At 36.1% G+C, this 12,915-nt stretch carries 12 protein-coding genes and 4 tRNA genes; 14 read left to right on the top strand and 2 right to left on the bottom strand.

What is annotated here, in order from left to right; translation table 11 throughout:
• Nucleotides 1–671: IS66 family transposase (locus N7603_RS08665; RefSeq protein ID WP_262097036.1), on the top strand; the 671-nt coding region annotated here is incomplete at its 5' end.
• Between the two features lie 211 nt (nt 672–882).
• Here the strand turns inward: N7603_RS08665 and N7603_RS08660 are convergent.
• Together N7603_RS08660 and N7603_RS08655 are read right to left on the bottom strand one after the other, a co-directional pair.
• Nucleotides 883–956: transfer RNA gene (locus N7603_RS08660), tRNA-Gln, on the bottom strand.
• A 22-nt stretch (nt 957–978) separates the two neighbouring features.
• Nucleotides 979–1,054 (bottom strand) — tRNA-His (locus N7603_RS08655).
• Between the two features lie 138 nt (nt 1,055–1,192).
• On the opposite strand from N7603_RS08655, the gene N7603_RS08650 reads away from it, so the two are divergent.
• The 13 genes from N7603_RS08650 (at nt 1,193) to N7603_RS08590 (ending at nt 12,585) form a co-directional block, all read left to right on the top strand.
• A complete protein-coding gene (locus N7603_RS08650; RefSeq protein WP_262097035.1) occupies nt 1,193–2,047 on the top strand; it encodes a hypothetical protein in 855 nt (284 codons plus the stop codon).
• Between the two features lie 55 nt (nt 2,048–2,102).
• A tRNA-Trp gene (locus tag N7603_RS08645) sits at nt 2,103–2,177 on the top strand.
• A gap of 81 nt (nt 2,178–2,258) precedes the next feature.
• Nucleotides 2,259–2,780 carry a GNAT family N-acetyltransferase gene (locus N7603_RS08640; RefSeq protein ID WP_262097034.1) on the top strand — a complete coding sequence of 174 codons (522 nt, stop codon included), beginning with the start codon at nt 2,259–2,261 and terminating at the stop codon, nt 2,778–2,780.
• Between the two features lie 17 nt (nt 2,781–2,797).
• Nucleotides 2,798–3,196 (top strand): methylglyoxal synthase, encoded by a 399-nt coding sequence (gene mgsA, locus N7603_RS08635; RefSeq protein ID WP_262097033.1) that lies wholly within the window; start codon nt 2,798–2,800, stop codon nt 3,194–3,196.
• Nucleotides 3,197–3,198: 2 nt separating this feature from the next.
• Nucleotides 3,199–3,738, top strand: a complete 540-nt coding sequence (locus N7603_RS08630) for a cyclase family protein (RefSeq protein ID WP_262097032.1) — start codon at nt 3,199–3,201, stop codon at nt 3,736–3,738.
• Nucleotides 3,739–3,788: 50 nt separating this feature from the next.
• Nucleotides 3,789–5,345, top strand: a complete 1,557-nt coding sequence (locus tag N7603_RS08625) for a hypothetical protein (RefSeq protein ID WP_262097031.1) — start codon at nt 3,789–3,791, stop codon at nt 5,343–5,345.
• Nucleotides 5,346–5,474: 129 nt separating this feature from the next.
• On the top strand, nt 5,475–7,565 hold the full coding sequence (locus N7603_RS08620; protein WP_262097030.1) for an LTA synthase family protein: 2,091 nt from the start codon (nt 5,475–5,477) through the stop codon (nt 7,563–7,565).
• A 46-nt stretch (nt 7,566–7,611) separates the two neighbouring features.
• Nucleotides 7,612–7,695 (top strand) — tRNA-Leu (locus N7603_RS08615).
• A gap of 148 nt (nt 7,696–7,843) precedes the next feature.
• Entirely contained in the window at nt 7,844–9,058 is a 1,215-nt protein-coding gene (locus tag N7603_RS08610; RefSeq protein WP_262097029.1) for an ATP-binding protein, read from the top strand.
• 12 nt (nt 9,059–9,070) lie between these two features.
• Entirely contained in the window at nt 9,071–9,535 is a 465-nt protein-coding gene (locus N7603_RS08605; RefSeq protein WP_262097028.1) for an SWIM zinc finger family protein, read from the top strand.
• Between the two features lie 382 nt (nt 9,536–9,917).
• Nucleotides 9,918–10,865, top strand: coding sequence for a DUF1295 domain-containing protein (locus tag N7603_RS08600; protein WP_262097027.1), 948 nt, complete (start codon nt 9,918–9,920; stop codon nt 10,863–10,865).
• Nucleotides 10,866–11,002: 137 nt separating this feature from the next.
• Nucleotides 11,003–11,722 carry a helix-turn-helix domain-containing protein gene (locus N7603_RS08595; RefSeq protein WP_262097026.1) on the top strand — a complete coding sequence of 240 codons (720 nt, stop codon included), beginning with the start codon at nt 11,003–11,005 and terminating at the stop codon, nt 11,720–11,722.
• 113 nt (nt 11,723–11,835) lie between these two features.
• Nucleotides 11,836–12,585 carry an IS3 family transposase gene (locus N7603_RS08590; RefSeq protein ID WP_262097037.1) on the top strand — a complete coding sequence of 250 codons (750 nt, stop codon included), beginning with the start codon at nt 11,836–11,838 and terminating at the stop codon, nt 12,583–12,585.
• Nucleotides 12,586–12,915: the final 330 nt, after the last annotated feature.

Genomic DNA, 12,915 nt, shown 5'->3' with positions numbered 1-12,915 from the left:
CAGCAGCTTGGTTAAAAGACTACCGGGGAACGATTGTCTGTGATGATTACGCTGGGTACACAAAACTGAAAAAAGATAATCCAAACATTAATCTTCAAAGGTGCTTCGCGCATGTCCGCAGAAGATTCATGGATATTATAAAAAGTGTGCCTGAGTCCGATATGAAGGACTCTTACGCAGCGAAAATCATTGAAGTTATTGGTCGATTATTTCATCTTGAAGCAGAATACAAAAGACAGAAACTGACACCAAGAGAGATTCTTAAAGCACGAAACAAAACTCATCCAGTGATCCATAAAGAGCTTGAGGTTTTGGTTTTTAACACGCTTTATAAACCAAATTCAGCCATTGAAGGTGCGATTAATTACACCAAAAAAGTATGGCCGGAACTATTCACTTATATGGATTCCGGTTACGTCGAGATATCGAATAACATCGCTGAACGGGCAGTAAAACCATTCGTTTTAAATCGGAAAGTCTTTATGACCTCTGGTTCATACGCAGGGGCTAGGTATACTACGCAGATATTTTCTATTATCAGAACCGCTCGTATCAATGATATTAATGTGAGTTCGTACTTAGAATATGTTCTAGACAACATTCAATTTTCTCCGATTGAAACGCTATTACCTTATCATCCAGACATCTTAAAAAGATTCAAAAACACTTAATAATCCGCCATTTTCCGCCGTGTTGGGAACTCGACTCTCAATATAAAACAAGCGCTACATCCAGTAAACTTGGACTGTAGCGCTTTTAATATACCTTTATGGTGTAGATATTTGACCTATACCCTAAGCCATTATACAGCTTAGGTGTTTTTTATTTTTGCATGTTAAAAGAAAAAAAACAACTCCTATTTGGAGTTGATTTTATTTCAGATGGCAGGGCTAGCTGGATTTGAACCAACGATGACGGAGTCAAAGTCCGTTGCCTTACCGCTTGGCTATAGCCCTATCTGGATTAAATTAATATGCATGGGGCGGCTGAAGGGAGTTGAACCCTCCGATGCCGGAGCCACAATCCGGTGCGTTAACCGCTTCGCCACAACCGCCATCTATGCGCAAATATTATTATACATGAAAATAAATTCTTGTAAAGAGAAAAATATAGAAAAATTTACACAAGCCTCAAAACCGTAGTTAATCTTTAGATTATTTGATATCATAAAACTGGCATAAGGAGTGAACTAATGAAATTTATTGGACGTTTTGTATTTGGATTACTGGTTGTCCTAGCAGGGATGAACATATTTTTGTTCTCTTATGTAGACATGACCATGAGTTATTTATTAAAGTATGGGAACCTCGCAGTGGAAGAAGACCGCTCCGATGCCTTTTTTAATAGTACGTATGTGTATTATAGTGAAAACTTGTTGATTAATGAAACCATCACAGGGGATTATGATTTTAGATTGGTTGCGTTCACTGGTTCTAACAGCAGTGAAAATCAACTCCAAGTTAGAATAGAAAATAAAAATGGATTGGAAATGCCTAAGGACTATACCATCCGTCTCTTCTTAGAAGGCGATGAAAAGAAAGACATCCCATTCTACGATACCGCTTCTAAATTGTGGAAAGCTTCTTATATCGATATGAAGTCTATTCTCAAAGACCAAAAAGAATATAAAGACATTCTTGATTTACAAATCATTGAATTTAAGTCAGTGACTACAGATGGCGAAACTGAAAAAGTCGAAACCATTTTATACGATTATGAGGGTACCCTTTTAATCGATAACGAAGATATGGACATTATTGGTTTATCGAATGAAAACACACCGGATATGATGCGTCTATTGGGCTATCGTAAAGGGACTGTTCACGATTTCTTTAAAGAGTTCCAAGGAATCCTTTGGAGAAACATGATTATCTTCATGATTATCGTTGGATTCATTACGTGGTTAGTCTTCTTTAGAAAACGTAAACCAAAGGCTCAAGGATTCGTTCCAGCAAATAACACACCAATCAAGGAGAACCTCAATGTGAGGGCGATTGAAGAGGTTAAAGCAGTCGATAACGATGAAAATCGAGTCACCAAAAAATAACAGTTGAAGAATGTTGAAACGTATGTTATATTAGTAATGCACGTTTCAACTAAATAGGGATATGGTGTCAACGGTAGCACAGCGGTCTCCAAAACCGTTAGTACGGGTTCGAATCCTGTTGTCCCTGCCACTTGTAATCAAACGATACGCGATCATGCGTATCTTTTTTTTAGCTTAAAAGTTATAATAAGAATAATCAGAGGTAGAATATATGAGATTAGTAAAACCCACCATGGCACATGAAGCCATGTTAAAAAGTTATGTGGAAGAAATGATTAATAATAAAGATACGTGTCATGGTTGTGGATCGATTGAAGACTATCCCAACTATTCAGACTGGTTAGACCACATAGCAGTTTACGCTGTTAAAGCGTTAATCCCGAAAGATTCTAAGTATGTCGAAGGGTCTCAGTACATCTTGTTAGATGAAGAGAATCAACGCGTCATCGGAATGGTCAATATTCGCCATGAACTCAATGATTACTTATTAAGGTTCGGTGGGCATATTGGTTATTCAATTCGTCCTTTAGAACGTAACAAAGGTTATGCGAAACTACAACTTCAACTGGCATTAGATGTGTTAAGAAGTAAGGGTGTAGAAAAAGCACTCATTACATGTAATCAAGATAACCCTGCTTCACGAAGAACCATTCTCGCTTGTGGTGGAATTGAAGATACACCTTCAATCGAAGCTGATGGTACTGTTATCCTCAGATATTGGATTCATTTATAAAATAGGAGGCTTTCTATATGCGGGTCGCACTCATTGCTCACGACAAGAAAAAACCAGAAATTATTGATTTAGCCAAGAAGTACAAGGATGTATTATCGAAACACACGCTTTACGCGACCGGAACCACTGGAACCCTCATTATGGGCGAAACTGGATTGGTTATCAACCGAATGAAATCAGGCCCAATGGGTGGAGACCAACAAATTGGTTCAATGGTCGCTGATAACCAACTTGACTTGGTGATTTTTTTACGAGACCCTCTCACCGCACAACCACATGAACCGGATGTATCGGCTTTACTCAGATTGTGTGATGTGTTTGCGATACCTCTGGCAACCAATAAGACCTCAGCGGAAATCATGTTAAAGGCCCTAGACTCCAACCAAATTCAAAATAAGTATCAAACGAGTAGATAACCATGATCATCGATCTTACAAAACCGATTTATGCAGGGATGCCCGTTTATCCAGGAGACCCTGAAGTAAAACTAGAATCTCTTGCAAGCATAAAAACAGATGGGTATGCGAACGCGTTATTAAGTACCTCCATGCATGCAGGTACGCACATCGACGGACTCGGACACATGCTAGAAAATCAAGTATCGATTTCAAATGTGCCGTTATCATCTTTAATTGGTAATGCGTTTGTGGTGGATGCGAACAAACCGATAGATATCCTCGATGTAGATTTCTTAATCATTAAAGGCCAATCAAAACTGGATTTAGCGTGGGTTCAATCTTATCTCCATAAACCCTTAAAAGCCATCCTAATTGAATCTGATTCGCCGGATGAATCACCCTATTTGGTCCATAAGTACTTATTCAGTGAAGGTATCTATATTGTTGAGAACCTTACCAATTTAGAAGCTTTACCAAAGAATGAACGCTTCAAACTTTTTATCATCCCATTAAAAATAGTGGCTGATAGTAGCCCATGTCGAGTTTTCGCAGAAATCTAAAAGTAAAATAACAAAGTCACCTGTACGTATATAGTAGAGGTGATTTTATTTTGAAGAAATGTTGTGTTTTTATGGTGCTCTGTTTAATCACGGTACTTTCATCAACGATTAAAGCAGCGGATTATCAGAGTCACGCAGCACGGTTACCACACGGTACCAATTATATTGATTTTCGTAACATCAAAGTTGCGTATCGCGATATCGATATGCGCACACCGGTTAAGGTTAAAGAAGATACCCTATACACGGTGGTATTAGACCTTGACTTCATTGGACCAAACACATTCGATCAGGATGAATTTCCAGTCATGACAGTTTGTGTTAGTCAAGATGTGGATTGTGAAACAGTCAATATGAGTGTCGATCGAACACGCAGTTTTTGGCATGTTAGTTTCGTAACCACCGCAGATACCGTTCTTTTACAAAATGTCCCAGTGACAGGACTCATAGGGTATAACTTTATGATGTATGAAGGCTCTTACGCGGATTTTAAAGGTTTTGAGTATTATGTGTCCTATGAACCCATTACCTATGAAGGGGTCTATATCATGGATTACGATCGTCCAAAATCCAAAGCAGAATTGAGAGAACAACTCACAGTTAGTGACCCTAAAGGTGGCCCGATTTCAGTCGATCTAATCGAAAGTACATTCGATGAAGCAAATTTGGACATCGGCGAATACTACCTAAAGTATAAAGCAACCGATCGAATGTCAAATGTCAGTTATTTTAAGTTGGTTATCCAAGTAATTGACCGGGTCGCGCCGACCATTACAGGTCAAGACACCTTCACCATCGAACAAGGGAAAACCATCACACTTTCATCGATTGTAAATCAAATGGTTATTACAGATAATGTCGATCCTTTGACACCGGATTCGATTGAAGTTCTAAAAGATACCTATACACCCAATCAAAACAAAGCCGGGAATTATGAAATAGAACTCTCGGTTAAAGACCGCTCAAAGAATGAAACACGCAAAATCGTTACGGTTAATGTTAAGGATATTTTCGCGCCTTACTTCATCGGACCGAGTGCTATATACACGTATTTAGGCGATGGCGGACTCACAGCTGAAAGTATTTTAGCTATGTATAAAGCGATGGATACGAATGATGGCGATTTAACCCACTTGATGACCATCCAAATGATGGATTATAAACCAAACGAAGTAAAAGTCTTCACAGTCTATTTAAGATGTAAAGATCAAGCCGGTAATGAAATCGTCCAACCCGTACCGATTCATGTCATCGACGATACCGCGCCTGTATTTCAAACAACCGAGTATGTGATGACCAAAGGGGAGTTTGAAGCGATGAGTCGCGAAGATGTTTTAGCTTGGTTATCAGCTAAGTTACAAGCATCAGGTGTAGAGGCTACCAACCTATCCATTCTGTTAGATGAAACAGAACATTTAGAAAACAAACGGAGACAAGCCTATATTTATTACAGTTATGAGGTTGATGGTAAGGTTCACCAAAGTAGACTTTCGATTGAATATCCAAAAGACCAAACCATCAAACCTTTCTACTTTATCGTAGGGGCTTCAGTTTTACTTATTGGTGCGACTTCGTATGTAGTTCTAAAGAAACTCAAGAAACACTAAAACACCAACACCGTTTTTGTTGAATAGCCTAAACAGGAGCTCAACAAAAGCGGTGTTTTCAACTGTACAAAATCGATTACGCTTCATAGATAGTCATGGTATAATTAAAAACACGATAGGTGAAATATGATGAATCAGAAAAAATGGTATCATACCTTTATTGGCTTATTTTATGGTTTAAATATCTTAAACACATATATGGTGACCACCTCAGTACTCAACCGATATTTAATCCCATTTAGACGTAACGGCCTCTTAGAACTCAACGCGATTTTAGGCAATATCGCCGCACTCACAATTCTCTTGTGTCTCGGCTTTTTATTCATAAAGAAACGCAAATCCCGAATGACCTATCTAGTTATTCTAACGTTCTTGTTAAATGTAGGGATCTTCAGTATTGGCATTTTTACCAAATACTATTCCACAATGTTCTCCATATTTGAACTCACCTTATTTAATAATCCAGCAGCTGAACTTGCAGGGTCGATATTAGTTGAATCCTTCTTAGAACTCTATCAATACTACCGAATCATTGTGTTCATCCCATTTTTCATCTTATTGGGTATAGAAATCGCCTACTTTAAAGAAATCAAGAAGAAAGAAGTCGCTGTTATAGAAGTAACTTATCCATTTCATCGCTTGATATCGTTATTCTTAGTTGTGGCGTCTTTAGTCTTATCGATTTCAACGACTGCGATTGTAAAGAACAGTCTCGATCGTCGTTGGCCAATCTCAGCCGAACGTGCCCTATTTGGGATTCAAAGCTCTGGATTGTATAATTACTACATTTCTCAAGCGATGGGTATTAACTTATCCAATATCAGCCTCACATTGCCAAGTTTGACTATCTATAATACTTACAATAAGAATCAGGATACCTATACCAATTTCTTTAATGAAACCTACTCAAATGTATTAACCAAAGACCAAGCCAGTACGATCATCTTGGATTCAAAATTGGATAAAGGTGATACTTTAAACGGCATTCTTGAAGGCAAAAACCTCGTGTTAGTTCATTTAGAATCGTTTAATCACTTCTTATTGAATGAAGATGGACCTTATTTAGACGCATCTTATTTTCAAACTCTTAAGGCTTTATTAAAACAATCGTATGTGCTGGATAACTTCTACACCAATGTCGGATTAGGTAATTCTAGTGACGCCGAGTTTTCAGTATTAACTGGGCTTTATCCAACCGGAGACACCACTCTTTATTGGAACTACAATAAAACTAAGTATGAATTTAACGCTTTACCAAAAGTCTTTGAGGATGTCTATTCAGCCTCTATTCACGGCGATGTCGGCTTATTTTATAACCGAATGCTTGTCCATGAAGAGATGATGGGTTTTAACGATTATTACTACTTCGATGAAAAAGAAGCGAATTTTGAAGGCTCAAAAAATGGGTACCACGTATTTAACGATTTAGTTCAAAAGAATGTTCCAGAAAGTCCGTGGATTTCAGATATCGCATTACTAGATTGGACAGAACGTCTTGCAAAAGCCCAAGACAATTACTTCCTATACCCAATTACCATTCAACCTCATACCCCATACTTATACGACCCATACCCAAATCAGTTTTCGATCGACACCATCGATGTGAACCCAACCACACTTAAATACATCAACTACGAAACGTATTATGATAATTTCTTCGCACATTTTATTGAAATGGCTAAGAAATTAGATAACACAGCGTATGTATTTTATAGTGACCATGGCTCCGGGATTCCAAAAGTAGACCTAGAAACTTTAATGGGCAAAACCTATACCACTTTAGAATATAAACAAGAGATGTTAAAAACACTCGCGTTTATCTATGTACCAGATGATACGGATACTGTGAATGCAATACCGAATGGTCTATTAAAAGGTCATCAACCTTTAGTGAGAAGTCAAGTAGACTTATATCGAACGATTCTCGAACTCTTTGGAAAAACATCAGAGTATCAATATTATGGTGTCAATGCATTATCGGATGAAAGAACTTTCGCTATTGATTCAAGATCCTTTGATATCATTACTGACGAATACTTTATCATCAGTAAGTTCATCAGTAGTGACTTAGTCCCGAATGAAATGAACACTCGATACTTTGTAAGTGAAGACACAGTCACCTTAGAACCCTATGAACTTTATGAAAAAGTCTTACTGTTTAAAAACCGCATGGACGTCGCACTAAACTTGAATTTATATCTCCACTTAAAAAATATTTGAGAAGTTTATTGACATCACTCTTAAAACACGATATAATTCAATTTGCGCGGATGTGGCGAAACTGGCAGACGCACTAGACTTAGGATCTAGCGCCTTCGGCGTGCAGGTTCAACTCCTGTCATCCGCACCACTTGAATTTTGAACAGCTATTTATTGGCTGTTTTTTCATTTATATAGCAAATAGTTTTAAAAATAAATCAAGTGATATGATATTGACAAATAGATAAATAACGTCTAAAATGGATTTGAAATCCAATAAATACGAAAGAGGTGAGGTCATGTACTATCAAAGACATATAGAAAAGAAGATAATAGAAGCTAAAGATATGTTTAAGGTCCTCTTGATTACAGGCCCAAGACAGGTTGGAAAGACAACGACACTTAAGTACTTATTTAAAGATACTTATAATTATATGACACTTGATGATGTAACAGAACTATCAATAGCAAAAGAAGATCCAAAATTGTTCTTTATGAACCATCCATTACCATTAATTATTGATGAAGTTCAATTAGCACCTAGTTTGTTCCGCGAAATTAAACGAATTGTTGATGACACTGAAGCATATGGTCAAATAATCTTAACAGGATCACAAACCTTTCATTTAATGGCTCAAATAACAGAAACACTAGCTGGTAGAATTGGTATTTTAGAGTTTCAGGGTCTTTCCTTAAGAGAAATTAATGAAGAAAACTTTAATATGTCCTTTGTGCCTAACAATCTTTTCATAAAGTCTTCTCGAAAGCCAATGACTGATGATTTGTGGGCAATCATTCATAAGGGAAGTATGCCTGAGTTATATAATAAGCCAGAGATAGATAGGCAACTATACTATGCCTCTTATGTGAGAACATATATTGAACGAGATGTCAGAAGTTTACTGAATGTAAAAAATCTCGATACGTTTTCTAAATTCATCATCAGTGTTGCTGCAAGGACGGGTAGTATACTAAACTATTCAAACATCTCTAATGAAATTGGTGTAGATATTAAAACAGTTCAAAGTTGGATAAAAGTCTTAGAAACCTCTGGTATCATCTTATTGCTTAAACCTTTTACGAATAATGCCTTAAAAAGAACAATAGAATCTCCAATGCTTTATTTTTTAGATACCGGTCTCGTCTGCTACTTGTTAAAATGGACAACCAAAGAAACACTTCAAAATGGTGCAATGAGTGGCCAGATATTAGAAACTTATGCGGTCTCTGAGATTGTTAAGTCATTTAAGAATAAAGGTATTCATGAGATGCCAATCTACTTTTACCGTGACAAGGATATGAAGGAAATTGATCTCATCGTTCAAGACCAAAATAAACTTTATCCGATTGAAATTAAAAAAACAATGAATCCTATGAAAACGATGGTTAAAAACTTCAGTGTTTTAAAAAGAGCATTAGGTTTTGAAGTTGATAAAGAAATCATACTTTGCTTGGTAGATAGAAATACTATGTTATCTGAAGATATTTTAGCTTATCCAATAAAACTAATTTAAGGAAAAACGAATATGAGTATATTTGATATAGCGAGCTACAATTCATTAAGAAGAGGTTTTGATTATTATGAGTTAAAGCATGTATCAAAACTAACCAGAATAAACGATTTCGACTATGAGGCGATAGTGAGTAATAGTGAAAACCATGAGTATCATGTATGTTTTAATACGAAGCATCTGAGAAAATCGACATGTGATTGTCCGCATGCAGATGGAAGAATGATTATTTGTAAACATAAAGTAGCAGTATTCTTCCAAATTTTTCCGCATGAAGCCGAAATATTCAAAGAAGAGATTGATGCTCGAGAAAAAGAAGCCGAATTGCTCTATCAAACGCACCTTAGAAAACAAAGAGAACGTTATGAAGAAGTAAAAGCATATGTCGATCAGTTACCTTTAGAAACGTTGAAACAAACTTTAATCGATTATATGATTTCTCAATATGATGAAGAAGATGATTTTACTGAGTTATATTAAATAAGTATTTTCTGTAATGATAGGATTGATTTTGTACTAAAATAGGTCACATAACACATATTGAATGAAATGGTTTGATACAAAAGCGATTTACTAATCGCCTCGTGTATCAGACCTTTTTTATTTACTAGGACTACATATATATATTAGGAAAGTTCGTCATTTATAGTTCACTAATTACAACAGCACAATTTATTGTATAGAATTCGTTTTTGATTTCATTTTACGATTGAGATAGAATTTCTAAGTTTATATACACGAAAACACTAGAATGAAAATCAATAGTATGTTAAAATTATCGAAACGAACCAAAAATATAGAATTATTTAAAAAAGTAATCTTTCGATGTCAAAAGATGAGACATCATTTAAAGGAGAAGCGTATGCGAAAATACATAGGCATTATTATGACTGTCATTGTGACACTTGCACTTTCGATATTGGGTTTTGTTATAGGAGGACCCAAGATCAGTGAACTCCAAATGGGCACACTCTATATACTTATGATTGTCTGTGGGATTAGTATAGCTTATTGTTTTATAGTAGGTGAACTCACACTTAACAACTCTCAGATGGATAAGTTGTGGTCTATATTACCCATCATATATGCTTGTATTATTACAATTAAAAGTGGGATGAATCCACGTTTAATCGTGATGGCGATTCTGGTTACACTTTGGGGTATAAGATTGACACTCAATTTCGCCAAAAAAGGTGCCTATTCGATTAAGTTTTGGCAAGGCGAAGAAGACTACAGATGGATTGTATTAAGAAAAAATCCCCATCTCAATAAAAGATGGAAGTGGGCTCTATTTGATCTATTTTTTATTTCAATCTATCAAAACGCATTGGTGCTCGCAATCACACTACCGATGCTCGCATCCATGGATTCAACTGTAGCGTTTTCCATCTATGACGGTTTAATCGCTGCTTTATTATTGGGATTCATTATTCTTGAGACGATTGCTGATAAACAACAAATGGCATTCCAAACCACAAAATACGACTTATTAAAACATGGTAAGAAGTTAGAAGACCTACCGAGTCCTTATAACAAGGGTTTTAATACACTGGGATTATGGAGTAGATCAAGACACCCGAATTATTTCTCTGAACAGTCAATCTGGGTTGTTTTATATCTGTTCTGTATCAGTGCAGGTGTGACTAACTATATTTTCTTCAACTGGACCTTAATCGGTTCGATGGTATTAATATTATTGTTTTTGGGCAGTTCAGCTTTTTCAGAGGGCGTTTCCAAACAAAAATATCCTGAGTATCAAAACTACATTAACAAAGTTTCTAAGTATGTTCCATTTAGAAAGTACGAATAAAACTAGGTTCTAGATTTGTCACGTTTTCATTTAAGATTATTAAATCAGCAAAGACGGCTCTTTGATATGATCCCCTTAAAGTAGACACTACAAATAATTAAAGTTTGTAGGAGTATATAGAGAGGGGATTTTTATTTATGTCAAGAACATCAAGATTCAGTAAAAAAACAAAATTAGAAGCCATCAAAGCATATCGAACTAGAAGGAAAACAGTACTAGAAATCGCAAACGACTTAGAGTCTGATTCATCTAACATTAGGAGATGGATAAGAAACTATGAATCGATGGGAGAACAAGCGTTCGATGATAAACCAAGAAATCGTGCTTATAGTAAAGTGTTTAAAACCAAAGTTATTGTAGCCTATCTCAATGGAGAAGGTTCATCACTTGAGTTAGCAAAACAGTATCAAATAACTTCAGATAGACTCATATTAGACTGGGTTTCCAAGTATAATAGACATAACGAGATCAAAGGATATGATCCAAAGGGGACTGTCTATATGGCGAAATCAAGAAAAGTGAGTTATGAAGAAAAGTTAGAGATTGTGAAGTGGACGATTGAACATAACAACGAATATAAACTCGCAGCGGAGAAGTTTGAGACAGCCTATTCACAAGTGTATAACTGGGTAAGAAAGTATAACGCAGAAGGTGAATTAGGACTTAGAGACGAACGCGGGAAAAGAAAGCCTGTAGAGAGCTTGAGTGAAATTGAAAAACTAAAACGTGAAGTTGAGCTTCTAAGACGAAAGAATGAACGTCTGGAGATGGAGGCTGAAGTGATAAAAAAATTCCAGGAGATCGAAAGGAGGGATTTTTTAACAAGGTCCGCCAAGAAGCCAAATACAAAACGATAAAAGGGCTTCATGAGGCAAAAAACTATCCCGTTTTAGTGTTATGTGAAATCCTTTTGATTACCCGTAGCAGCTATTATAAGTGATTACGTCATGAAGAAACAAATGAAGAAAAGATTAATCATGAGTTATCACAAATGATCCTAGAATATCACGATGAGTTTAAAGGTATTTTAGGCTATAGACGGATGACCCTATGGATCAATAAACGCAATCAGACGAACTATAATGAGAAACGAATAAGACGATTGATGAGAAAATTAGGTGTATCCTCCGTCATCCGTAGAATGCGTAAGGGATATATTAAAGTAAGACCAGAGATCACAGCTGAGAATGTCCTAAACAGACAATTCGAGGCTAATAATCCCAATGAGAAATGGTTAACGGATGTTACTGAGTTCAAGGTGATTGGATCAACTACGAAACTCTATTTAAGCGCAATCATCGATTTATGTGATACCAGTATCATCAGTTACAAGATAGGCACATCCAATAACAATCAGTTGGTGAATGAAACCTTTGAGAAAGCATTCCAACTTAATCCGGAAGCTAAACCGATGGTACACAGTGATAGAGGGTTTCAATACACGAATAAAGTGTTTCAAAAGAAGCTCACTTCTAGAAGTATGACAGTCAGTATGTCTAGAGTTGGTAGGTGTATTGATAATGGACCGATGGAGAGTTTCTGGGGGACACTTAAGTCAGAAATGTATTATTTGAGTCAATTTCACGACATCAATCAACTCAAAATAGCTATTGAGCAATACATCCAGTTTTACAATGAACAAAGGTACCAGGAAAAACTAAAAGGCTTAACTCCGATGGCATTTCGGAATCAAGCCTTAAAAATTGAATCAACTATTTAATTATTTCCACTGTCTACTTGACAGGGGGCGGTTCACTTGTAGCCGTTTTATTTTGTCTACTAGGAAAGTTCGTCTTTTATTGTTCACTTATCGAATATAGACTCCATAAGTTTTATAAAATTCATGCTAATTGGTTCTATAAACCACCTTGTTTCTAATAATTATATATAATTAAATATTCATATAAAATATATATTTTATGTGTCATTTATGGTATAATTTAAGTAGAAAGGAGGAATCCATTTATGTCTTATAAAGCCCTAAAAACTAGACTCTATTTGAATCCTAATCAACATCATTTTCTCTTATCCTTAATGCGTGCTTCTAGAA

The organism is Paracholeplasma vituli (genome assembly GCF_025446935.1).
In the GTDB taxonomy this organism is placed as follows: Bacteria; Bacillota_I; Bacilli_A; order Acholeplasmatales; family UBA5453; genus Paracholeplasma; species Paracholeplasma vituli.
Note: the sequence above shows the minus strand (reverse complement) of the source record. Positions and strands in the feature narration are given on the sequence as shown.